Annotated in this window: 20 protein-coding genes and 1 pseudogene; 16 read left to right on the forward strand and 5 right to left on the reverse strand. The window is 70.0% G+C overall.

The genetic code is table 11. The features are described from left to right. The first annotated feature begins 47 nt into the window (after positions 1-47). Positions 48-1,961, forward strand: a complete 1,914-nt coding sequence (locus AC1DXK_RS11430; protein ID WP_477297799.1) for a heavy metal translocating P-type ATPase — start codon at positions 48-50, stop codon at positions 1,959-1,961. Positions 1,962-2,321: 360 nt separating this feature from the next. Here the strand turns inward: AC1DXK_RS11430 and AC1DXK_RS11435 are convergent, their stop codons facing one another. After that, positions 2,322-2,798, reverse strand: a complete 477-nt coding sequence (locus AC1DXK_RS11435; RefSeq protein WP_457105361.1) for a hypothetical protein — start codon at positions 2,796-2,798, stop codon at positions 2,322-2,324. Beyond that, on the reverse strand, positions 2,767-3,558 hold the full coding sequence (locus tag AC1DXK_RS11440; RefSeq protein WP_457105360.1) for a Crp/Fnr family transcriptional regulator: 792 nt from the start codon (positions 3,556-3,558) through the stop codon (positions 2,767-2,769). Before AC1DXK_RS11440 ends, AC1DXK_RS11435 begins: the two co-directional genes overlap by 32 nt. A gap of 161 nt (positions 3,559-3,719) precedes the next feature. Here AC1DXK_RS11440 and AC1DXK_RS11445 point away from each other — a divergent pair, with 161 nt between their 5' ends. From AC1DXK_RS11445 to AC1DXK_RS11455, 3 genes and pseudogenes are all read left to right on the forward strand, one after another. Beyond that, entirely contained in the window at positions 3,720-4,010 is a 291-nt protein-coding gene (locus AC1DXK_RS11445) for a hypothetical protein (RefSeq protein WP_457105359.1), read from the forward strand. A gap of 247 nt (positions 4,011-4,257) precedes the next feature. After that, positions 4,258-5,019, forward strand: a complete 762-nt coding sequence (locus AC1DXK_RS11450) for a CBS domain-containing protein (RefSeq protein WP_457105358.1) — start codon at positions 4,258-4,260, stop codon at positions 5,017-5,019. After that, positions 4,971-5,302: pseudogene (locus AC1DXK_RS11455) on the forward strand (ABC transporter permease); the annotation flags it as partial. The gene AC1DXK_RS11450 and the pseudogene AC1DXK_RS11455, both read left to right, overlap by 49 nt. A gap of 350 nt (positions 5,303-5,652) precedes the next feature. Here the strand turns inward: AC1DXK_RS11455 and AC1DXK_RS11460 are convergent. After that, positions 5,653-6,021, reverse strand: coding sequence for an SPW repeat protein (locus AC1DXK_RS11460; protein ID WP_477297802.1), 369 nt, complete (start codon positions 6,019-6,021; stop codon positions 5,653-5,655). Positions 6,022-6,098: 77 nt separating this feature from the next. Here AC1DXK_RS11460 and AC1DXK_RS11465 point away from each other — a divergent pair, with 77 nt between their 5' ends. Beyond that, positions 6,099-7,004, forward strand: coding sequence for an RMD1 family protein (locus tag AC1DXK_RS11465; RefSeq protein WP_477297804.1), 906 nt, complete (start codon positions 6,099-6,101; stop codon positions 7,002-7,004). Here AC1DXK_RS11465 and AC1DXK_RS11470 read toward each other — a convergent pair. Further along, positions 6,994-7,527, reverse strand: a complete 534-nt coding sequence (locus AC1DXK_RS11470; RefSeq protein ID WP_457105355.1) for a flavodoxin family protein — start codon at positions 7,525-7,527, stop codon at positions 6,994-6,996. The two genes, AC1DXK_RS11465 and AC1DXK_RS11470, sit on opposite strands and share 11 nt — an antisense overlap. A 191-nt stretch (positions 7,528-7,718) precedes the next feature. Here AC1DXK_RS11470 and AC1DXK_RS11475 point away from each other — a divergent pair, with 191 nt between their 5' ends. The 5 genes from AC1DXK_RS11475 to AC1DXK_RS11495 all read left to right on the forward strand — a co-directional run bounded on the left by AC1DXK_RS11475 (position 7,719) and on the right by AC1DXK_RS11495 (position 13,560). After that, positions 7,719-8,537, forward strand: a complete 819-nt coding sequence (locus AC1DXK_RS11475) for a universal stress protein (protein WP_457105354.1) — start codon at positions 7,719-7,721, stop codon at positions 8,535-8,537. A gap of 205 nt (positions 8,538-8,742) precedes the next feature. Next, positions 8,743-9,162 (forward strand): CBS domain-containing protein, encoded by a 420-nt coding sequence (locus tag AC1DXK_RS11480; protein ID WP_457105353.1) that lies wholly within the window; start codon positions 8,743-8,745, stop codon positions 9,160-9,162. A 279-nt stretch (positions 9,163-9,441) separates the two neighbouring features. Continuing rightward, positions 9,442-9,975 carry an Hsp20/alpha crystallin family protein gene (locus AC1DXK_RS11485; RefSeq protein WP_457105352.1) on the forward strand — a complete coding sequence of 178 codons (534 nt, stop codon included), beginning with the start codon at positions 9,442-9,444 and terminating at the stop codon, positions 9,973-9,975. Between the two features lie 101 nt (positions 9,976-10,076). Further along, a complete protein-coding gene (locus AC1DXK_RS11490) occupies positions 10,077-12,092 on the forward strand; it encodes an erythromycin esterase family protein (RefSeq protein ID WP_477297807.1) in 2,016 nt (671 codons plus the stop codon). 178 nt (positions 12,093-12,270) lie between these two features. After that, a complete protein-coding gene (locus AC1DXK_RS11495) occupies positions 12,271-13,560 on the forward strand; it encodes a cystathionine gamma-synthase family protein (RefSeq protein WP_457105350.1) in 1,290 nt (429 codons plus the stop codon). Positions 13,561-14,379: 819 nt separating this feature from the next. Here AC1DXK_RS11495 and AC1DXK_RS11500 read toward each other — a convergent pair. Next, positions 14,380-14,913 (reverse strand): MarR family winged helix-turn-helix transcriptional regulator, encoded by a 534-nt coding sequence (locus AC1DXK_RS11500; protein ID WP_457105349.1) that lies wholly within the window; start codon positions 14,911-14,913, stop codon positions 14,380-14,382. Between the two features lie 135 nt (positions 14,914-15,048). Here AC1DXK_RS11500 and AC1DXK_RS11505 point away from each other — a divergent pair, with 135 nt between their 5' ends. Genes AC1DXK_RS11505 through AC1DXK_RS11530 form a run of 6 tightly spaced genes read left to right on the forward strand, consistent with a single transcriptional unit; the run spans position 15,049 to position 22,856 of the window. Beyond that, positions 15,049-16,332 carry an amidohydrolase/deacetylase family metallohydrolase gene (locus AC1DXK_RS11505; RefSeq protein ID WP_457105348.1) on the forward strand — a complete coding sequence of 428 codons (1,284 nt, stop codon included), beginning with the start codon at positions 15,049-15,051 and terminating at the stop codon, positions 16,330-16,332. Continuing rightward, positions 16,332-17,231 (forward strand): alpha/beta hydrolase, encoded by a 900-nt coding sequence (locus AC1DXK_RS11510; RefSeq protein WP_457105347.1) that lies wholly within the window; start codon positions 16,332-16,334, stop codon positions 17,229-17,231. The genes AC1DXK_RS11505 and AC1DXK_RS11510 overlap by 1 nt, the downstream gene beginning before the upstream one ends. Further along, positions 17,228-19,609 carry a xanthine dehydrogenase family protein molybdopterin-binding subunit gene (locus AC1DXK_RS11515; RefSeq protein WP_457105346.1) on the forward strand — a complete coding sequence of 794 codons (2,382 nt, stop codon included), beginning with the start codon at positions 17,228-17,230 and terminating at the stop codon, positions 19,607-19,609. Before AC1DXK_RS11510 ends, AC1DXK_RS11515 begins: the two co-directional genes overlap by 4 nt. Continuing rightward, positions 19,606-20,472 (forward strand): FAD binding domain-containing protein, encoded by an 867-nt coding sequence (locus tag AC1DXK_RS11520; RefSeq protein ID WP_457105345.1) that lies wholly within the window; start codon positions 19,606-19,608, stop codon positions 20,470-20,472. Before AC1DXK_RS11515 ends, AC1DXK_RS11520 begins: the two co-directional genes overlap by 4 nt. After that, positions 20,469-21,665, forward strand: coding sequence for a xanthine dehydrogenase family Fe-S subunit (locus tag AC1DXK_RS11525; RefSeq protein ID WP_457105344.1), 1,197 nt, complete (start codon positions 20,469-20,471; stop codon positions 21,663-21,665). Before AC1DXK_RS11520 ends, AC1DXK_RS11525 begins: the two co-directional genes overlap by 4 nt. A 42-nt stretch (positions 21,666-21,707) precedes the next feature. Beyond that, positions 21,708-22,856, forward strand: coding sequence for an ABC transporter substrate-binding protein (locus AC1DXK_RS11530; RefSeq protein WP_457105343.1), 1,149 nt, complete (start codon positions 21,708-21,710; stop codon positions 22,854-22,856). Position 22,857: the final 1 nt, after the last annotated feature.

A 22,857-nucleotide genomic window follows, 5' to 3' on the forward strand; every position in this document is an offset into this window, starting at 1 on the left:
AGCGTGCGAGCGTCCGGACGCGGTGACGGGCGGGAGCGATTATGGGCATGGCGACGGAAGCGGAAGCCCTCGACGCCGCGGTTTCCAGACGGCCGACCGTTGCCGAACTGCCCACATTGGTCAGGGGGTGGCTCGCGATCCTGCCCCTGGCGGGCCTGTGCCTGGGTCTGGCCGCGCAGGCGCTGGAGCATCCCGGCTTCGCGGCCTGGGCCTGGATGCTGCCCACTCTGGCGATCCTCGTCGTCCTCCTGATCCAGGTCGCGACCAGCCTCGCGCGGGGCGACGTGGGGCTGGACGTGGTCGCGGTGCTCTCGATGGCGGGCGCCGTCGCCCTGTCCCAGCCCCTGACCGGCGTCGTCATCGCGCTGATGTACGCGGGCGGCCAGTCCCTCGAAGCCTACGCGGCAGGGCGGGCCGGGCGGGCGATGACCGCGCTGATCGGCCGGCAGCCGCGGACGGCCCTGCGCGAGGCGGGCGGCGCGGTGCACGAGGTCCCGGTCGAGCGGCTTGTCCCGGGCGACCGCATCCTCGTGCGCGTGGGCGACGTTCTTCCGGTCGACGGCCGCGTGGCCTCCGGTCACGCGGTCCTCGACCAGGCGAGCCTGACCGGCGAGGCGATGCCGGTGACCTTCGAGGCGGGCGCGACCGTGATGAGCGGCCCCCTGAACGTCGGGGTTCCGTTCACCCTCGTCGTCGAGCGCTGCGCGGCCGAGAGCACGTATGCCGGCATCGTCCGGCTGGTCGAGGCGGCGCGCGCGCAGAAGGCGCCGATGGCGCGCATGGCCGACCGCTACGGCCTCGTCTTCCTCGCGCTCACGCTTCTGCTCGCCGGCGGCGCATGGCTGGCAGCCGCCGACCCTGTCAGGGGCCTCGCCGTCCTGGTCGTGGCCACGCCCTGTCCGTTGATCCTGGCGGTTCCCGTCGCCTTGGTCTCGGGTCTCTCGCGGGCCGCCGGCATCGGCGTCATCGTCAAGGGCGGCGGCGCCCTGGAAACGTTGGCCAAGGTGCGCGTCCTCGTGGTCGACAAGACCGGCACCCTGACCCACGGCCGAGCGCGCCTTCGGTCGGCCCATGTGTTGCCGCCCTTCGGGGAGGCCGACATCCTGAGGCTTGCGGCCTCCCTGGACCAGGCATCCGGCCATCCGACGGCCAGAGCCCTGGTCGACGAGGCGCAGGCGCGCGGATCGACGCTCGTGCAGCCCACGGGCGTGACGGAGGTTCCCGGAGAGGGCATCGCGGGCATCGTGGAGGGACGCCAGGTCGAGGTCGGCGGTCCGCGCCTGATGCGGGCGCGCGGCATCCGATTTCCGCAGACCGAGGCCGTTCCGGGTGCGGGCGCGACCACGGCGACGGTCCTGGTCGCCGTGGATGGCAAGCCGGCGGCCGTCCTGCTCCTCGCGGATCCGCTGCGCACCGACGGGGCGCGGACGTTGAACGATCTGCGGGGCAGCGGCATCGGGCGGATCGTGCTCGCGACGGGGGACCGGCGCGCGATCGCCGAGGCGCTGGTCGTCGGCTTGCCGGTCGATGCCGTGGCGGCCGACCTGGACCCGTCGGGGAAGACGCAGATCGTGGCGAAGGAGCGGATGAACGGGCCGGTGATGATGGTGGGCGACGGCGTCAATGACGCGCCCGCCCTGGCGGCGGCCGATCTCGGCGTGGCGCTCGGCGCCCGCGGGGCGGCGGCCGCGGCCGAGGCCGCCGACGTCGTGCTCCTCGTCGACAGCCTCGAGCCGCTGCCGCGGGCCATCGGGATCGCCCGGCGTGCCCGCGCCATCGCTCTCCAGAGCGTGCTGGCCGGCCTCGGACTCTCGCTCGCCGGCATGGTGGCCGCGGCGTTCGGATACCTCGCGCCCCTGCAGGGTGCGCTGTTTCAGGAAGTCATCGATGTCGCCGTCATCCTGAACGCCATGCGGGTGCTCGGAGGTCCCGACTCCGTCGGACGGCAGGCGGCCGCATGACCCGGCCGTCGTCTGTCCCGCATCAGCCGATCAGGCGACGGCGGGCGTGCAAGGGTCGGGCTGATGAGCCGCAACGGTTCTTCAGTGGGGGCACGCGCGACCTTCTGGCAGGCGCGTCCGTCTGCTGCCTGATGAACCACCAACCGGAGGACATTGCGATGGCCAATCCAGGCAACCCAGGTGTCCCTGACCCTTGCTTTCCGCCACCCTCTCCCGCCCACCCGCCGGAGCCGGGGCAGGATCCGCTGCCGGAGCCCCTGGGCGTGCCGGCTTCGGAACCCGACGACGTGCCGCCGGCGAACGAGCCGCTCGGCATCCCGGGCGGGATGCCGCCGGAGATCGTGCCCTAGGGCCGCGGTCTCATCGAGGCTTGGACGGAATCCTTTGGTTCGCGAACGGCAGGGTGGTCGGCGTCTGGATTTGGATGAACGGGACACCGCCGGCCGTGTGGCAGGCGTTGCAGGCCGCCGTCAGGCCGGAATAGGCGGACTGGAACCCCGACCCATCCTTCCGGTTGGCCGCATCCTTCATGCGGGCGAGTTCGCGACCTGCGCCCGTCACGAGCGCGACGGGGATTTCCCGGTAGAGCATCGCCGCGGCGGTCAGGTCATCCGCGACGTGATTCAACTCGTAGTCGAGCAAATCCCAATCCTCCGCGCGCCCCGCGTACCAGATCTTGGCGTGCCGCGCCTGGATCATCAGCATGATGTTTCCGAGGCTCGACTGGGTTTCATGGGGCGACGATGCGGCGGGGGGCTGCGCGAACGGGGATGGCTGGCCCTCGGCGACGCCGCAGAGCAGAACACTACCCAACAGGATGGCGGTGGCTCGCTTCATGACGACCGGTCTCCAGCGGCGAGGACGGGTCGGCGGTGCGGAACGAATCCCGATCGCCGAGATGGGGGTAGCCGGGGCTGAAGAGCGAGGCGCGCTGCAGCCTGGGAAGGTCGAGGATGGTCAGCCAGCCCCGCTCCAACACGATCAGGGCCTGGATGTGCAGCGTTCGCAGGCCGCGACTGACATCTAGGTCCATCAAGCCCAAGGTGTCGGCCAGATCCGACCGGCGCAGCATCAACCCATAGCCGTGGTTCCGCGTGAGCCCGACGGCCCGCAGCCGATGGAACAGCTCGCAGAGCAGATGGCCGAGTCGCTCCACCGCCCCCAGTCGGGCGACGCTGAGTGTCCATTCGCGCTGGATCGCGGCGGCTGCCAGCATCTCAGACCAGAGCGCCTGACCGACCTGGGGATGGTAGCCGACCAGCGTGTCCAGTCGGTCGCGGGGGATCTCGGCCAGGGTCACCGGCGTGAGGGCGCCGATGGAGTGGTCCATCGCGCGCAGCACGGCGACATGGGTGTCGCAGAGGTCGCCCGGCAGCAGGATGGCGGTCACCTGCCGGCGGCCATCCGCGCGGTGTCTGTAGCGGCAGGCCCAGCCGTCGAGGATGACCCGGATCGGTCCGTGCGGCTCGCCCTCGTGGACGATGTCCTCGCGCGGGCCGACCTGCGACCGCCGGGCCATGACCTCGTGCAAAGCCGCTCGGTCGGCCTCCGAAAGCGCCGTGAACTGCTGCAGCTTCACGACGAGGAAGTTCGGCACCGCGGCCTCGGTTCTCGAGGAAACACCCGACGAGGGGACCAGAGGCCGACGACCGTGACCCCGGCCCACTCAACGTCGGTCGCGACATCGCGGCATTGCGCTGGATCAAGGCTTGGGCCGTGTGGACGGGGATGAATGGCGAGATTGCAGGAGGCGACGCCATGAAGCGCAATCTACCCACGAGCCTGAGCGAGGAGGCCAAAAGGGCCGGCGCCCGCATCGACAGGTTCTACGACAAACTGGCCGCGAAGCTGAGGCGGCGGGCCGACAAGGCCAAGGCCGCCATGGTCAAAAGCAAGGATGACATCAAGAGTGCCGTTCTTCAGCGACGGTTCGAGATCTACGCGAACGCTGCGCGCGACATCGAACGGTCGGCGATGGAGCGTCAGGCCCATGCCGGACCCGTGCTGCGGCCGCAGGCGGACAAGCTCAGTGCGGCCATCCAGTCGTGACGGAAGGCAGCGCGGGATGCTCGCCCGGTCCACCCGGCTTGATCCAGCGCAAGGCGGGTGAACGGGCGGGATGCGCACCCTGATGCGGGATCGGCGGCGCCTGCGGGAGTCCGGCCGGTCCTTGTCCCGATCCTGATCCGGGAGGTCGCGAATGCCAGGGTTCACCCGTGAACCGGATCCGGCGGCGACGCCGTCCGCGCGCGATCGCGCGCCGCTTGGGGCGCAACGGATCTGCGCAGGCCAGATCATGTCCGCCCCCGTGATCAGTGTCTGCCCCGATACGCCCCTCCGCCGCGTGATCGATCTCATGCTGGAGGCGGGTGTCAGCGGCCTGCCGGTCATCGACATGCAGGGCGCGCTTGTCGGGATCGTGACGGAGGGCGATCTGCTCCGCCGGGTCGAACTCGGCACCGAACGCCGCGTGCCGCGCTGGGTCCAGTATCTCCGCAGTCCCGGCAGGCTCGCGGAGGAGTATGCCCACGCGCACGGGCGGACGGTCGAGACGGTGATGTCCGGCACCGTGATCACCGTCACGGAAGACACGCCCCTTCAGGCGATCGTCGAGACCATGACGCGGGGCCGTATCAAGCGGGCGCCGGTCCTGCGCGGGAGTTCCGTCGTCGGGATGGTGAGCCGCGCCGACGTCGTCCGGGCGCTCGGCATCGCCCTGGAGGCGGACCGCCGCCCCGGAGTCCGCAGCGATGCCGAGATCCACAAGGACATCCTGTCCGCATTCGACAGTGCCGTCTGCATCCCGAAAGCCACGATCGATGTTGCCGTCCTGCAGGGGACGGTGGAACTCAACGGCTGGCTGATCGACGAGCGCGAGAGGGGTGCGGTTCGCGCCGCCGTCGAAGGTATTCCGGGCGTTGTCGCGATACGGGACCACCTGACCTGGGTCGAGCCGATCACCGGTATGGTTCTGCCGTCCCCGGAGGACGCGAAGGCCGCTGCCGTGGGCGCGCCGCCATCGACCCCAACGCCGAGACGGCGCGGTTCACGAGCCTGATGGGGATCCTCAACAGCGTGACGATGCTGGCCATCATCCCGGCCGGTGCGCGGGTGGTGCGCGAGCGCGGGACGGCGGAAAACCTGCTGGTGATGCCGGTCACGCCCTCCGAGACTGCCCCGGCGAAGGTCTGGTCGCGCCGATCATCGGTTCCACCCCGCCGTTTCGGCTCGGAACGGCGGCGTACCTGTTCATCGCGACGGCGATCGGCCGGCTCCTGGGCACCCTCGCGCGCTCGATGCCGCAGCTCGGCCTGCTCTCCCTCATGGTCTACCTGCCGCTTGCCGTGCCTTGATCTGGATCACCGGCCTGGGGTCGCGCACGCCGTAACCTGCGCGGCGTCGCAGGAGACCGTGCATGCTCGACGCGGAGGTGAGAGACCCGGCCGGGATGGCCGCAGCGTCGCCCGGATCCCGGTTGCGTCTGCTCCCGGCCCCGATGGCTTCACGGCCCTCGATGGACCGATGGGGGGCCTGCCCTCCCGTGCGGCCGATCCCGGATGGATGCTCCACCTCATCGGCGAGGGCGCCACAGGTCCGGGGCGGGATCCGGCGAGCACCGGGACGGCGACCCGGCGGAGGACGCGGCAGGTCGCGTGACGGTACGCGCGCGGGCCTGGGGCGAGGCGCCTGCTCAGACCTTGTAGGCCGAAGGGGATTCGCGCAGGCGTCGGAGTTCGGAACTCGCCGACATGATCAGTGCGACGCCGAAGCTCACATGTCCCCAGGTCGCCACCGTGGCGTCCTGGAAGCCGAGCGCCCAAGGGGCCAGGCAGATCCAGGTTCCCGCTGCCGCGATGGCGTAGACCTCCCAGTCGTAGGTCTGCATCAGCGCCAGCACGGCGAGGATCGTGGCCGTGGTGCCGAAGATCCAGGCGTTCCAAGCCGCGGCGGTCTCGGACGCGAAGCCGAAATACCAGGGCGCCGCGATCAGGCCGATGCCCAGCAAAAGACTCAATCCGTTCAGAAAGATGTCCTGCGATTGATTGTCGATGGTGCGCATCGTCCGCCCTCTCAACAGGTGCGGCGCGCGTGTCGCCGCCGCGCCCGGAACCGTATGGCGCGGGGTAACGGGGGACCTTGCGATGGATCAAAGCGGGCGCCGCACGGGGATTGGCCCGGGGTCCGAGTCGCTCCCCGCAGCCGGGCGCCGGATCAACGCGGGAGGCGGGACCACTGAGCCAGGACGCCCTGCCGGTCGAACCGCAACGCCTGGTCGCCCGCGCCCGCATTCTCGGTGACCGGATCGACACGGCGGGTCTCGAGCGCAGCGACACGCTCGCGATCAATCCGCTGGCCTTCAAGGTGGGATGCGGGTTCGCGGTGGTCTTCCGCTACGGGGTCGTGGTGTCCGTCGGTCTGTCTCCGATCGAGGAGGAGGCGATGGCCGCGGGCCTGCGGCCGCGCGTCCGCAGTCCCGTGACGCGGCCGGAAGAGGAGACCGCCACGATCGAGATCGGGCCAGATCACGACGATCAGGTCGTGCCCGGCGGCCGGATCGCCCTGCGCCAGCTGACGCCCGAACGTCTGATCGTCATCGCCGACATCCTCGCCAAGAGCACGGCGCTGGCGCAGAACGAGATCGAGGTCGCAGCTGTCTTCGACGTGATCGAGCCGCTGGCGCGGCGCCTGGCCGAGACGGGCCGCGCATCGGGCGGTCGTCGGGCCGTCCTGAAGCTCATCGGCAGCACGCTGCTCGTCCAGCACAGGGTGTCCGGGCGCGTGGCGGTCGAGGAGAAGCCCGAAGTGCTGTGGGATCGGCCGGGCCTGGAACGGCTCTACGCACGCCTCGAGGACGAGTACGAGTTGCGGGAGCGGACGGCGACCCTGCATCGCAAGCTCACCGTGATCGGCGAGACGGCGACCGTGCTCACCGACCTGATCCATACCAACCGCTCGTTGCGCCTGGAGATCGTGGTCGTCCTGCTGATCGCCCTCGAGATCGCGATCACGTTCCTCCCGCTGGTGCACGCCGTCAGGCGATGAGGCCGCCGCCCGGAAGACCGTCCGCGCGGGGCCGGGCCGGGGCTTCGCTCCGGGCGCGACGCGCCGTCTGCGCAAACGCGATGAGGGAAGCGCGATACGCCCCGGTCAGGACCTGGCGATGGGTCAACGAGAGGGCGGGAATGCCGGCGCAGCCGCTGATCTGCTCCATCTCCCGGAAGAAGGCGGCCTGCGCGCCGCCCGAGCCCGACACGGCGACGCCGAGCAGATGAGGTGGCGCCCCGGCCTCCTGGAGGTAGGTCCGCACCGGCCCGGGAAGTCGGCCGGCCCATACGGGTGAGCACAGGACGACCGTCCTGAACTGCGCCGGATCGAAGCGCTTTCGGATCGGCGGCCCGCTCCGACGGAGCGCCTGCCAGAGGCCTCGCAGGTATCCGGCCGTACCCGCATAGGAGACCGCAGGCGTGATCCGATCGAGGTCGGCGCCGAGGGCGGTCGCGAGTGCCCGGGCCACCACCTCGGCCGTGCCCGAGCGCGAATAGACGACAACCAGGACGTCACGCATCGCCCGCCTCCGCGTGCCCGAGTGAGCGGCCAGGATCGGCCTCCGGGCGGGGCGCGACATTGAGGGACATCAAAGGCCGGTCGTGCGGCCGCTTTGCGATGAATCAAGGCCCGCCGCGCCCGTCGGCGCACCCTGCCTGCCTGGACCGGAACGCGGATCGCCCCCCGGTCGACGTTCACGGGACGCGCACCATGATCAAGGATCTGCTCATCGTTGCGGACGCGGTCGGAGAGGCCGCCGGGCCTTACGCGCTGTCCCTGGCCCGGGAGGTCGGGGCGGCCGTCGGATGCCTGTGCCTCCAGCCGGAGGGCGGTGATGAGGCGTTCCTGGCGGAACTGCCCTACGGTTTCGCCGTCTCGGCCCGTGAGGCCGCCCTGGCGGTGGTGCGCGACGCCGCCGACGACCTGTCCGACGCCGCCAGAACCGCCGACGTGCCGATGGAGATGGAAGCCCTGGGCGGGCGCGCCGGCGACATCCGAAGCCGTCTCCTGGATCGCGCCCGCATCGCCGATCTCATCGTGGTCGAGCAGGCCGATCCGGGCCGCGACAAGCCGGCGGATGCCTATATCGCGGACCTCCTCCTCGGGGCGGGCCGGCCCATCCTCCTGGTGCCGGCGCGTTGGACTCGGCCGGCGCGGTTCAGCGCCGTCACGGTGGCTTGGGATGGCAGCGCCTCGGCCGCACGGGCGCTGGCCGACGCTCTGCCGCTTCTGAGCCGCGCCGAGCGCGTGCGCGTCCTCACGGTGCAGACGGACGCGGTGGCCGGCGTCAGCGAAGGCGGCGCCCGCGTGGTGAAGCATCTGGGGCGCCACGGCATCACGGCCGATTACCGCGCGATCTTCAGCGACACCACCGTCACCGAGACCCTGCTGGCCGAGATCGCCCAGGGCGGCGCGGACCTGCTCGTGATGGGGGCCTACGGCCATTCCCGCCTGCGCGAAGCCTTCCTCGGCGGGGCGAGCCGTGAACTCCTCCGCACGATGACGGCGCCGACCCTGATGGCGCACTGAGCCGAGGCGGCGTTCGCGCACCGGCCGCCGGGTCCTGCGCAACGCCTTGGCTTCGAGCCGAAGCCTCGGATGAAGACTTGATCTTATCGAACCGTCCGTTGACTTGCATCAATGCCAGTCGTGCCAAACGGAGGAGGGTTTCAGACAAACTCCGCGCGAAGGCGATTCCGGACGGATCTGGAACCATCAGCACGAGGCCACGCCTATGAAAGTCAGTGACGTCATGCACAGAGGTGCGACTTTCGTCTCGGCCGAGACGAAAGTCGACGTAATTGCGCGGCAGATGCGGGATGCCGATGTGGGGGCACTGCCCGTCAAGTCGGACGGCCACTTGGTCGGCATCATCACCGACCGGGACATCACATGTCGCGCCCTCGCGGACGGCGGGAACCCGCGGACGATGACGGCGAACGACGTGATGACAACCCGGGTCGTCTGCTGTGCCCCGGATGACGATCTCGCTCAGGCGATCAAGATCATGGAGAACAGGCGGATTCGCCGTCTTCCGGTCATCGACGCCGACCAGGAGCTTGTCGGCATGGTGAGCCTCGGCGACATCTCGCACAAGGTCGGTGCCGGGCTCTCGGGCGAGGTTCTGCGCGCCGTCTCCGCGCATCATCACTAAGCAGGATCGCCGCGTAGGCGGTCCTGGACTCGACGGCGGGGTCCCGCCGTGACGACGCGGCCGTCCGCCGCGCACTGGCCGCGCGGGTAAAATCCTGCGCGGAAAATCCTGTGATCATTTCGATATTTTGCGGGCTATATCTTCGCGCACCATGCAACATGTTTCGAATATTACTGGATGCTCCGTATTCCAGCGCCGATGATCTTGAGATGGATCAATGTCCTTCCAGGGCGCGCGCCCTACCGAGACGCTTCGTCTTTTTTAGAGGAGGCATTCACCATGGCCGAGTCCGGTACAAGAGTGGCGGTCAGCACTGAGGGGGGCGAGCGCCCGTCCACGCCGGCCGAGTGGCGGCCGTTCGAGAACGTGCGCCGGGACATCGATCATCTCATCGATGATCTGGCGCGCAGCCTGAAACGCGTGCCGTTCGATTTCCTCGGGGCGGCGACGACGCCGTTCACCAGCGGTGGCGCCATGTGGCAACTGTCTCCCGTAGCCGACATACAGAACAAGCCGACTTGCTATGAAGTCACGGCCGAGCTTCCCGGTATCGATGAGAACCATGTCGAGGTCAAAGTCACCGACGGCATGCTGACGATCAAGGGGGAGAAGCGGCAGGAGCAGGAACGCAAGGGCGAGGGCCTCTACCTGTCCGAGCGTCGGTTCGGTGCCATCGAGCGGGCCTTCCGCATGCCGCCGGGCGTCGACGCGAGCAAGATCGAAGCGGTCCTCAAGAACGGCGTGCTGACGGTGACGCTGCCGAAGACCGCCGAGGCGAAGGCCGAGAAGACGATCGCCGTCCAGGCCGCCTAGCCGGCTTCCGAAGGCGCTGCCGGGGTGGGCGCGACGCACCGGGTCGCCCGCCCCGGCGAACGACAATCCCTGTCCAGGATCCGCGCAGCGGGAGGGTGGCGATGGCCGAGCGCATCTTTCGCGACCGCGCCGAGGCGGGGGGCGAACTCGCCAAGGACCTCGCCGACTTCGCCGGCCGCCCCGACGTCGTGATCCTGGCTTTGCCGCGCGGCGGGGTTCCCGTGGCGGCCGCGGTGGCCGATGCGCTGCACGCGCCGCTCGACGTGTTCGTGGTGCGCAAGCTCGGCGTGCCGGGCTACGAGGAACTCGCCATGGGGGCGATCGCCAGCGGCGGCGTCCGAGTGCTCAATCAGGATATCATCGCGTCGCTGAAGGTTCCCCCGCACCTGATCGAGACGGTGACCGCGCAGGAGCGCGAGGAGCTTCTGCGACGCGAACGCGTCTATCGCGGCGGTCGCCCCCCCGCCCAGGTTCGCGGGCGCACCGTCATCCTAGTCGACGACGGCTTGGCCACCGGCGCCTCGATGCAGGCCGCCATCCGGGCGATCCGGCAGCGCCGGCCGAAGGCGGTGGTCGTGGCCGTGCCCACCGCCTCCCGCGACACGGTCGAGCGACTGAAACACGAGGCCGATACGGTCATCTGCGCCGATCTGCCCGAACCGTTCTGGGCGGTGGGCGCCGCCTACCGGGATTTCGCGCAGACGAGCGACGACGAGGTGCGCCGCCTGCTCGGGCGCGCGCAGGCCTCGGGCACGGCCGATCCCGCCGCGCTGCCCGCCGCCGAAGCGGACGCCACGACCCTCCGGCGCCTGCGTGCGGCGGCGATACCCCTGGACGGTGGCCCCCGCGACTACGATGCCCTGCTGGCGCTGATCGGCGATGCRCGCTTCGCGCTGCTCGGAGAAGCCTCCCACGGAACGCACGAATTCTACCGGGAACGGGCTGAGATCACCCGTCGGCTGATCATGGACAAGGGGTTCGGGGCCGTGGCCATCGAGGCCGACTGGCCCGATGCCTGGCGGGTGAACCGCTACGTCCGCGGCGACAGCGACGACCTCGACGCCGTCGAGGCCCTCGCCGGCTTCCGCCGCTTCCCGACCTGGATGTGGCGCAATGCCGAGATGGTCGCGTTCGTCGAGTGGCTGCGCACCCGCAATCAGGGCCTGCCGGCCGAGGCCCGGGTCGGCATCTACGGCATCGATCTCTACAGCCTGCGCGCCTCGATGAAAGCGGTGCTGCGCTGCCTCGAAGCCCTCGAACCGGACGCCGCCGAGGCGGCGCGCGCCCGTTACGCCTGCTTCGACCGGTTCGGCGACAGCGGGCAGGTCTACGGCTTCATGGCCGGATTGGAGGGCATCGGATCCTGCCAGGAGCAGGCCGTCGCCCAGTTGCTGGCCCTGCAGCGGCGCGCAGCCGATACCCTGGCCTGGAGCGGCAGCACCGACGTCGAGGAACTCTTCAACGCCGAGCAGAACGCGCGCGTCGTCAAGAGCGCCGAGGCCTACTACCGCACGATGTTCCTCGCGGAGGTCTCCTCCTGGAACCTGCGGGACCGCCACATGGCGGAGAGCCTGGAGCGGCTGGTGGCGCATCTGGAACGCCGGCCTGGCCCCGTGAAGATCGCCGTCTGGGCGCACAATTCCCATCTCGGCGACGCGCGCGCCACCGCAATGGGCGAGCGCGGCGAACTGAACCTCGGACAGCTGCTGCGGGAGCGCTACGGCCGCGCCGTCGTGAGCGTCGGCTTCACCACCTATGCGGGGACCGTGACGGCCGCTTCCGACTGGGACCAGCCGGCCGAGCGCAAGGGTGTCCGCCCCGCGCGTCACGGCAGCTACGAGGCCCTGTTCCACGCCCTCGGCCTGCACCGCTTCCTGCTGCCCCTCACGGCCGGCAGCGCGGCGGCGCAGCTGCTCCGGGCGGCCCGCACCGAGCGGGCGATCGGCGTCATCTACCGACCCGACACGGAGCTGCAGTGCCACTACTTCCAGGCACGCCTTTCGGATCAGTTCGACGCGATCCTCCACTTCGACGAGACCCGCGCGGTGACGCCGCTGGAACGGACCTCGGAGTGGGATGCGGGCGAGGTGCCCGAGACCTTCCCGGTCGGCCTGTGAGCCCCCGGCGCGACCCCTCACTCCGGCGGCGGAACCGGCCCTGGAGGCGCTCACTCAGGAATGCTGACGGCGGACATGGCTGCACATTAAACTGAGCGCTCCCTCGCCCGGAACACCGGATTTAAAGCACGAACGGGCTAACCAGCCCCGAGCTGGAGCCGGGTCGGAGCGAGGCAGCATGTCCAACGACCGCTACCACAAGAAGGCGCTTGGCAACCGCTCGCTCCATCCCGAAACCCTGATGCTCGGCTATGGCTACGATCCCGCTCTGTCCGAGGGCGCGGTGAAGCCACCGGTCTTCCTCACATCCACCTTCGTCTTCACCTCGGCCGAGCACGGCAAAGCCTTCTTCGACTACGTCTCCGGGCGGCGCGAGCCCCCAGTCGGCGAGGCGGCGGGGCTCGTGTACTCGCGCTTCAACCATCCAAACAGCGAGATTGTCGAGGATCGGCTAGCCGTGTTCGAAGGGGCCGAGGCCGCGCTGGTCTTCTCCTCCGGCATGTCAGCGATCGCGACCACGATCCTGGCCTTCGCACGGCCCGGCGACACGATCCTGCACTCGCAGCCGCTCTATGGCGGCACTGAAACGTTGATCGCCAAGACCCTAGCAGGCTTCGGCATCGTACCGTTCGGATTCGCCGATGGGGTCGATCCGGCGAGCGTGCGCGCGGCGGCCAACCAAGCCATTGAGGCGGGACGAGTCAGCGTCGTCATGATCGAGACACCCTCGAACCCGCTCAACACCCTCGTCGATCTCAGCCTGATCCGCGAGGTCGCCGACGAGATCGGCGCGCGGCAGGGCGGTGAAGCTCCGGTCGTGGTTTGCGACAACACCCTGCTCGGTCCACTCTTCCAGCACCCACTGCGCCACGGCGTCGACATCTCGGTCTACTCGCTGACGAAGTACGTCGGCGGCCACTCCGACCTGATCGCTGGCGCTGCTCTCGGCTCAGCAGCGCGGATCAGGCCGGTGCGGCTGCTGCGCTCAGCGATCGGAACCGGCCTCGACCCGCATTCCTGCTGGATGCTCGGGCGCTCGCTCGAAACCTTGACGTTGCGGATGAATGCCGCAAACCGCAATGGCGAGATCGTCGGCCGCATGTTGGCTGCGCATCCGAAGGTGTCGCGCCTTCACCATCTCGCGCATTTGGAGCCCGGATCGCAGCGGGCGCACGTCTATGCCGAGCAATGCGCGGCGCCAGGCTCGACATTCTCATTCGACATCGTAGGCGGCGAGGCAGAGGCGTTCCAAGTCCTCAACGCTCTTCAATTATTCAAGCTCGCCGTGAGCCTAGGTGGCACTGAATCGCTCGCCAGCCACCCGGCCTCTACGACCCATTCGGGTGTGCCAAAGGCCGTGCGTGACCGCCTAGGAATCACGGACGCGACGATCAGAGTGTCGATCGGGATTGAGCATCCTGACGATTTGGTCGCCGATTTAGTCGCGGCTCTCGCTGTTCTCAGCTAAGCGGCGCTCCGCCCGCGGTCTATGCGAAAGTTTGGCAAGGCCGACCAGGCCGCCCGAGCTTAGCCAGACACCGACGTTGGGACTTCGCAGAACCGGACCTTCCGCTTTGCGCCCATGATGGCCGCTTAGCCGACGAGGGCATTCGCCCCGAAGCGGACGCTGAGAAAGCCTGCAAAGCCGCTTGCTCCCTTTGGAACCGTCCTCATCTTCAGCGGCGATCTGTTTTTGAAATAAAGCCAGCCGAAGACGGCTCGACTAAATCACGCCTTCGCAAACAAAAGGCACCCACCGCGACGGGCCGGCGTGCGAGGGCCGAGCGGCCCGCCCGATCGTTCCCGACCTCGAACGGCGCCTTACAGCCCAATCCTTGCACCCACTTCACGCGCGATCCGCAATCGGCTGACGCGGCGCGCGAAGCGCGTGCGAACATGCGCGGACCATTTCGCGGTTCAGGGCGACATCGCCGGCCCAGTCCGATCTATCAGGCTCAGCCTTCCGTCCCGACGGGGCAATCGAGCACCCCCTCAGAAACGAGCCGAGATCGGTGCGGGCGTCTTGATAGTTCTAAGAGAGGATTACGACGATCGTCGAGCCGATGACCGCTCGCCCGGGCGGCATATCATGCAGATTCCTGCCATGTCTTGATATCGATTTATGATCCGTTTGGCGGCCCGTTTCCGCGTCAAGATCTGGCGATCTCCTATAGCCATTCCTGCATAAGGTTTGCGCCCGAACTCGTGCACGGGGAATGATCAAATTTCGGCGGATCTTCTGCTTTAGCCGTTATCCGTGTGCGAAGGTTCTGGAATGCTGCCCAGGTCAGAGCACCGTCGCCTCATGACGTTGGCCGTGGGCGAGGGCGACCTTTTTCATGAGCTGCGTCAGGATCTGCCGCTCCGCCGGGGAGAGAACAGCCACGGTCGCTTCGTGAGCGCGTCGTGCGGCAGCGGCCATGGCGTTGTGAATTTTAATTCCTTCCGCGGTCAGTCGGCACCGCTGCGCGCGGCGGTCGGACGTGGAGGTCGATCGGCTGACGAGACCCCGAGCCTCGAGGCGCCTGAGCGCCCCTGTGGTCGTCGTTCTGTCCAGAGCAACAGCATTGGCCAGGGTGGTCTGATCAGCCTCTGTGCGGGACATTAGCTCCGACAGCAGGCTGTATTGAAGCGGCGTGACGCCGAAGGCGGCACATTCTTCGTTGAAAAGGCTGACGTGTATCTGATGCAGCCGCCGGACCAGAAATCCGGGGCGCTCTGCCAGAGGCCAAGGCTGGCCGAATATTTTGCTCTCTTGAGAATCCGTATGTCGATCATGCGCACGAGCGGCGCCCTCGGCCTGACCCACTCCGTCAACCATTGCTGCCCCCTCGCTCGTCGGCTCTCACTGGCACGAACTATGCAATCCCAGAAAAATACGAAGCATGCTTCCCTTTTTGGAAATATTCTGCCTAACCTCGGTCGGTCAATGCGACTCAACGGACAAGGTGGTGTGATGAACGAGACCCGCTACGACCTGATCCTGCGCGGCGGACGCGTCATCTGCCCGGCCTCCGGCATCGACGGCATCCGCGACGTGGCGGTACAGGGCGGGCGCATCGCCGCGGTCGAGGAGACGATCCTGCCCTCCGCCGCTGCCGAGGTCGTGGATGTCTCGGGCAAGCTGGTGCTGCCCGGCATGATCGACACTCATGCCCACGTCTACCAGTACGTCACCGGCCGCTTCGGCCTGAACCCCGACATGGTCGGCGTGCGCTCGGGCGTCACCACGGTGGTGGACCAGGGCGGTCCCTCCTGCATGACCCTGCCGGGCTTCCGCCACTTCATCGCCGAGCGCTCGAAAACCCAGGTGCTCGCCTTCCTCTCGGCCTATCTGGTCGGCGGCCTGGAGGGGCACTTTTACCCCAACCTCTACAGCCCCGACGGCGTCGACATCGACGCGACCGTGAAGTCGGCCACCGAGAACCGCGACCTCGTGCGCGGTATCAAGGGCCACGCCGAGATCGGCGGCTTCGCCCGCTGGGGCATCAAGGTGATGGAGATGGCCGCCGAGATCAGCCGGCGGGCGGATCTCCCCCTGTACGTGCATTTCGGCCAGCTCTGGGGCCTGCCGGAATCGGGCGCCAACGGCGAGGACGCCGACACCATCGTGGAGCGGGTGATCCCGCTGCTGCGCCCCGGCGACGTGCTGGCCCATCCCTTCACGCGCCATCCCGGCGGCTTCATCAACGAGGCGGGCGAGGTCCACCACATCATCCGCCGGGCGATGGATGCGGGCCTGAAGGTCGATGTCGGCCACGGCAGCCACTTCTCCTACCGGGTCGCGCGCGCCTCGCTGCCGGCCGGCGTGATCCCCTACACCCTCGGCGCCGACATGCACGGCTACAACACCGAGGTGCCCGAGGTGAAGAAGCCCGCCGGCACCCCCGACGAGCACCACGACGACGAGAACCACCCTTTCCTCGGGCAGGCCCGCTTCAGCCTCACCCAGGCGATGAGCTCGATGATGGCGCTGGGCATTCCGCTGGAGGAGGTGGTGCCGATGGTGACCTCCCACCCGGCCGAGATGCTGCGCATGAGCGACAGCATCGGCGCCCTCAAGGTTGGCTACGCCGCCGACGTCTCGGTGCTGCACGACGATCGCGGCCGCTTCCTGCTGCGCGACAACGAGGACACCCGGGTCGTGGCCGAGCGCCTGCTGCGCCCCGCCTTCTGCCTGCGGGCGGGCCACCGATTCGACGCCGATTCGCCGATCCTGCCCCAGGCGATCGCAGCGTGATGGCGGCCCATGGAATGGCCTCCTCCGCGGCCTCGGACTTCGTCCTCGCCGCTCCCGGGCCGGCCGACCCCCGGCTCGTCTGGGAGACGCTGGACGAGGCGGCGCGGGGCGCCTGCTACGACAACAATGCGGGCGTGCCCGACAGTGCCGCGCAGATCGCGGCCCGAAACGCGGCCTCGGCCGCCTACCGGACCGCGCACCCGACCGGCCTCGACATCCCCTACGCGGTGGGCGGGCGCACCGCGTTCGACCTCTACCCGGCAGGCCCTGACGCGCCGTGCCTCGTCTTCGTCCATGGCGGCTACTGGCAGCGCAACGCGCGCGCCGACTTCGCCTGCTTCGCGGAAGGCCTCAACGCCGCCGGCTGGTCCGTGGCGATGCCGGGCTACACGCTGGCGCCGGAAGCGAGCCTTGCCGGCATCGTCGCCGAGATCGGAGCGGCTCTCGACTGGCTCGCGGCGCGCGGCCCGAGCAACGGGATCGGCGGCCCGGTCGTGCTCTCCGGCTGGTCGGCCGGCGCTCTGCTCGCCGCCATGAATCTCGGTCACCCGGCCGTTGCGGCGGGGCTCGCGATCTCGGGCGTCTACGACCTCGCTCCGATTCGCGACACCTATCTGAACGCGAAGCTCGCCCTGACCGAGGCCGAGATCGCCGCGCTCTCGCCGCTGCGGCTCCCGGTCGTGTCCAAGCCCATGACGGTCGCCTACGGAACCCGGGAGCTGCCCGCCCTCGTCCACGACGCGCGCAACCTCCACGCGCTCCGCAGCGCCGCACACGCGCCCGGTGCGCTGCTGCCTGTGCCGGGCGCCGACCACTTCTCGATCCTCGACGCGTTCCGCCGGCCCAACGGCCTCTTGGTCCGCGCCGCACGCGACCTCCTTGAGGAAGCTTCCCAATGAGCGACACGACCCCACCGAGGAGCGGCCTCACCGAGGGCGTCGGGGCACGCCTGCCCCGCAAGGAGGACGACCGCCTGATGCGCGGGCGCGGCCAGTATGTGGGCGACCTCCGCCTGCCCGGCCTGCAGGACGTCGCCTTCGTGCGGAGCCCCCTGGCGCATGCCCGCATCCGGGCGATCCACGTACCGGAGGCCTTTCGCGACCGCGTCTTCACCGCCGCCGATCTCGACGGCGTCCTGCCGATCCGCGCGGTCTCGGGCTTGCCCGGCTTCAAGGCCTCGGAACAGCCGGTGTTGGCGACGACCAAGGTCCGGCAGGTCGGCGAGCTGGTGGCGATGTGCGTGGCCCCGACCCGCGCGGAGGCCGAGGACATCGCCGCCGCGATCGTGCTCGACCTGGAGGAGTTGCCGGCCGTCCACGACATGCTGGCGGCGCGCGAGCCCGACTCCGCCCTCGTCCACGAGCATTGGGGCGACAACGTCTACCTGGAGACGCTGGTCGACATCGACATCGCCTCCGCACTCGACGCGCCGATCCGGGTCAGCCGCACCATCTCGACCGGCCGCCAGTGCATGGCGCCGATCGAGGGGCGCGGCACTGTCGTGCAGCTCGACCACCGCCTCGACCAGCTCGTGGTCCACACCGCGAGCCAGATGCCGCACATCGTGCGCAACGGCCTCTCGGAATGTCTCGGCATCGAGCAGGGCCGCATCCGCATCGTCTCGCCCGATGTCGGCGGCGGCTTCGGCTACAAGGCGATCCTGCTGGCCGAGGACGTCGCGCTCTGCTGGCTCGCCCTGCGCTGCGGCCACCCGGTGCGCTGGCTGGAGGACCGGCGCGAGCACCTCACCGCCAACGCCAATTGCCGCGAGCACCACTACCGGATCACGGCCTACGCGGAGCGCGACGGCCGCTTGCGCGGCATCGACTGCGAAGCGACCGTCGATTCCGGCGCCTATTCGGCCTACCCGTTCTCGGCCTGCTTGGAGGCCGCGCAGGTCGCCAGCATCCTGCCGGGGCCCTACGACTTCCCGAGCTATCGCTGCCGCACGTGGTCGGTCGCCACCAACAAGTGCCCGATCCTGCCCTACCGGGGTGTGGCGCGCACCGGCGTCTGCTTCGCCCTCGAACTCGTGCTCGACGCGGTCGCCCGTGAGGCGGGCCTCGCGCCCGAGATCGTCCGCGAGCGGAATCTCGTGCGGCCCGAGCAGATGCCGTTCGAGAACATCACCCGGAAGCACTTCGACAGCGGTGACTACCCGGAGGCGCTGGCCCGCGCGCTCGGGGCGATCGACGTCGCGGCGGTGCGCGCCCGCCAGCAGGCCGGCGAGCCCGACGGACGCCGCATCGGCCTCGGGCTGTCGATCTACTGCGAGCAGGCGGCGCACGGCACCTCGGTTTATTCCGGCTGGGGCATCCCGATGGTGCCCGGCCACGAGCAGGCCGCGGCCCGGCTGACCCCGGACGGCGGGCTCGAGCTCCGCATCGGCGCCCATTCCCACGGCCAGGGCCTGGAGACGACGCTGGCACAGGTCGCCCACGAGATCCTGGGCGTGCCGGTGGCGCGCACCCGCCTCGTTCACGGCGACACCGCGATGACGCCCTACTCCACCGGCTCATGGGGCTCCCGCGTGATGGTGATGGCGGGCGGCGCGGTCGCGGCCGCCTGCGAGGAGCTGCGCGCACGCGCCGTGAAGATCGGCGCCCACCTGCTCCAGGCGAAGCCCGAGGAGTGCCGCTTCGCGGGCGGCCACGTGGTCGGGCCCTCGGGCGATGTCCCGCTCGCGACGATCGCCCACACTTGGTACCGGCGCCCGCAGGATCTCGCGCCCGACACCGATCCGGGCGGGCTCGAAGTCACCGCGGGCTACAAGCCGCAGCGCGACTCCGGCACCTTCTCGTACGCGGCCCACGCGGTGGTCGTCGCGGTCGACCCTGATCTGGGGGCGGTCGAGATCCTCGACTACGTCATCGTCGAGGACGGCGGCACGTTGGTGAACCCGCTGGTCGTGGACGGCCAGATCTACGGCGGCCTCGCGCAGGGCATCGGGACGGCGCTGTTCGAGGAGATGCGCTTCGACGCCCGCGGCCAGCCGCTCGCCTCGACCCTGGGCGACTACCTGCTGCCGGGTCCCGCCGAGGTGCCGATGGCCCGTATCGACCACATGGAGACGCCGTCCCCCTACACGCGCTTCGGCCAGAAGGGCATCGGCGAGGGCGGGGCTATCGCCCCCCCGGCCGCGCTCGCCAACGCCATCAACGACGCCCTCGGGCCGCTGGGCGTCGAGATGCTGCACAGTCCCGTCACTCCGCACCGGATCGTGGAGGCGGTGCTCGCTGCCAAGCCGGCGCAGACCCGCGCCCGGGAGGCCGCATGAAGCCCGCCCCCTTCGCCTGGGAGCGTCCGGCGAGCCTGCCCGCGCTCCTCGACCGCCTCGCAGAGGCGACGGGCCACGTGAAGCTGATCGCGGGCGGCCAGTCGCTCGGGCCGATGCTCAACCTCCGCCTCGTCGAGCCGGACCTCGTCCTCGACATCACCGGGGTTCCCGAACTCCGGCAGGTCCGCATGGACGGCAGCACCCTGGTGCTCGGCGCCTGCGTGACGCATGCCGACATCGAGGATGGGCGTGTGCCCGACAATACCGACGGCGCCCTGCGGCGCGTCGCCTCCGCGATCGCGTACCGGCCGGTGCGCAACCGCGGCACGGTCGGCGGCAGCCTCGTCCACGCCGACCCGGCGGCGGATTGGGTGAGCGCGCTCACCGCGCTCGGCGCCGCGGTCGAGATCGCGGGCCGCGCGGGCCGCCGCACCCTTCCCGTCGAGCGCTTCGTCACCGGAGCCCTCGACGTCGCGCTTGGACCCGACGAGGTCCTCGCGGCGGTCCGGGTGCCGGCGCTGCCGGACGGGGCAGCCTGGGGCTACGTCAAGCACTGCGCCAAGATCGGCGAGTTCGCCCACGCCATCGGCGCCGTGCGGATCGAGCCGGCCGCGGGGCGCGGGCGCGCGGTGATCGGCGCCGTCGAGGGGCCGCCCGTACTGCTGGCCGACGCCCGCCCGCTCTTCGGAGGCCGCATCGGCCCCGACTTCGCCGCGCGCTTCGACCCGCGCGTCGCCGACGCCGTCCTGGCCGAGGCCGGCATGGCCGACCGGGTCGAGCGTCACGTCCACGTCACGGTGCTGGCCCGCGCGGTAGCGCAGGCGGGCTGCCCGAACCCCCTCTCCGTTCCGGAGGCCGCATGAGCGCCGCCCTCGCCGCCCCGTCGGGCCGCATGGCCCTCGCGCTGACGGTGAACGGCGTCGCCCGCCGGGTCGAGGCCGAGCCGCGCAGCCATCTCGGCGACGTGCTGCGGGACTCCCTCGACCTCACGGGCACCCATCTCGGGTGCGAGCACGGCGTCTGCGGGGCCTGCACGGTGCTCCTCGACGGCGAGCCCGCGCGCGCCTGTCTCACCTTCGCGGGCGCCTGCGCGGGCGCCGCGATCACCACCATCGAGGGCCTCGACGCGGATGAGATCGCGGGCGAGCTGCGCGGCGCCTTCAACCGCGAGCACGCGCTTCAGTGCGGCTACTGCACGCCCGGCATGCTGGTGGCCGCGCGCGACCTCGTGGTGCGGCTGCCGGAGGCCGACGAGCGCCGGATCCGCGTCGGGCTCTCGGGCAACCTCTGCCGCTGCACCGGCTATGCCGGCATCGTGCGGGCGGTGATGGGCGTGATCGCCGATCGCCGCGCCCGGGGCATCGGCCCGTCGGCGAGCAGCGAGCGCCGGCTCGGACCGGTCGGGGCTCGGATCGGCGAAACGGTCGCCGCCGCCGCCGCGCCTCCGTCCCGGACGGTGGCGGCGCTCGCGCCCGCTGCCGCCTCGGACCTCGCCGAGGCCTTTGCGCCGGCCCAGAGCTTCACCCAATCCCTCGACCTCGCCCACCCGCCCGAGGCCGTCTTCGCGCTCCTCGCCGATATCGAGGCCGTTGCGGCCTGCCTGCCCGGCGCCGTCCTGACCGGTCGGCCCGCCCCGGAGACGGTGGAGGGCGGCCTGCAGGTGCGGATCGGCCCGATCGCCGCGACCTTCCGAGGCCGCGCCCGGATCGAGCGGGACGAGGCGGCGCTGAGCGGCCGCGTCCGTGGCGTCGGCGCGGATGCGGGCGGGCGCTCGGCCACCAAGGGTGAGATCCGCTACCGGGTCGGCGCCGGCCCGGTACCCGGGACCGCGCGGCTCGACCTCGACGTCGGCTACACCCTGACCGGGCCGCTCGCTCAGTTCGGCCGTCCGGGCCTCGTGCGAGACCTCGCCGGCCGGATCAGCACCGCGTTCGCCCGGAACCTCGACGCCCGCCTCTCGGGTCTCGCCGCCCCGGCGCCCGCCGACCTCAATCCCCTACGCCTACTCCTCGACGTGGTCCGAGCCCGCCTCGCGGCGTGGCGCGGGCGCGCCTGACCCTGTCCCTCGCTCAAGCCCCAAGCTTCCGGAGACCCGAGAATGCCGAGCCGGTTCACACTCACCACCGCGATCCTGTTGGCGCTGACCGTCACCGGCGCGCGGGGCGACACGATCCGCATCGGCGTCAATGAGCCCCTGACCGGGCCCTTCGCGGCCTCGGGCACCTACGTGGTCAACGGCGCGAAGATCGCCGCCGACGAGATCAACGCGCGCGGCGGCGTCCTCGGACAGAAGCTCGAGCTCGTCGTCGAGGACAACAAGAGCAACCCGACCGAGGCCGCGGCGGTGGCTGAGAAGCTCATCACCAGCGACAAGACCCCGGTGATGATGGGCGCCTGGGGCTCCAGCCTGACGCTCGCCGTGATGCCCAAGCTCGCCGATTACGAAGTGCCGATGCTGGTCGAGACCTCCTCGTCCGGCAAGATCACCACCTCGGGCAACCCCTACGTCTTCCGCATCTCACCCCCCTCTTCCCTCGAGGCTGAGACCTTCGCGCCGATGGTGGAGAAGCTCGGGCTGAAGAAGGTCGACTTCCTGGTGCTCAACAACGATTTCGGGCGCGGCGCCGCGACCGATTTCGGCAAGATGCTGAAGGACAAGGGCGTTCAGGTCGGCCTCGTCGAGACCATGGACCAGGGCGCGCAGGACATGAGCGCCCAGCTCGTCAAGCTGAAGGCATCAGATAGCGACACGATCATGATCACGAGCGCCGTCGACCAACTGGTACTCCTGTTCAAGCAGATGGCGGCGATGGGTCTGAAGAAGCGCGTCATCACCACCGGTGGCTCGCAGAACCCGGACCAGATCATCGCCCAGGCGGGATCGGCCGCCGACGGCACCATGCACCTGACGACCTTCCTGCCCTGGATCCCCGAGAAGACCCCTGATCCGAAGGCGACCGAGGCCTTCATCGGCGAGTGGAAGAAGCGCGGCTATCAGTTCGCGGGCGTCACCGAGAGCTTCCGCGGCTACGACGGCATCCGTGCGATCGCGCAGGCCATCGAGAAGGCCGGCAAGGCCGAGCCCGCGGCCATCGCCAAGGCGTTCTGGTCGGTCGACTTTACCGGGCTCAACGGCCCGATCCGCTTCGCCAAGGCCGGCCCCGCCGGCAAGGAGAGCGGCCAGAGCAAGCCCGACGTCTACCTCATCGAGATCAAGGACGGCCGCGTGATCCTGCCGACGCTGTGAG

It is taken from the genome of Methylobacterium sp. P3_A11 (assembly GCF_056403155.1).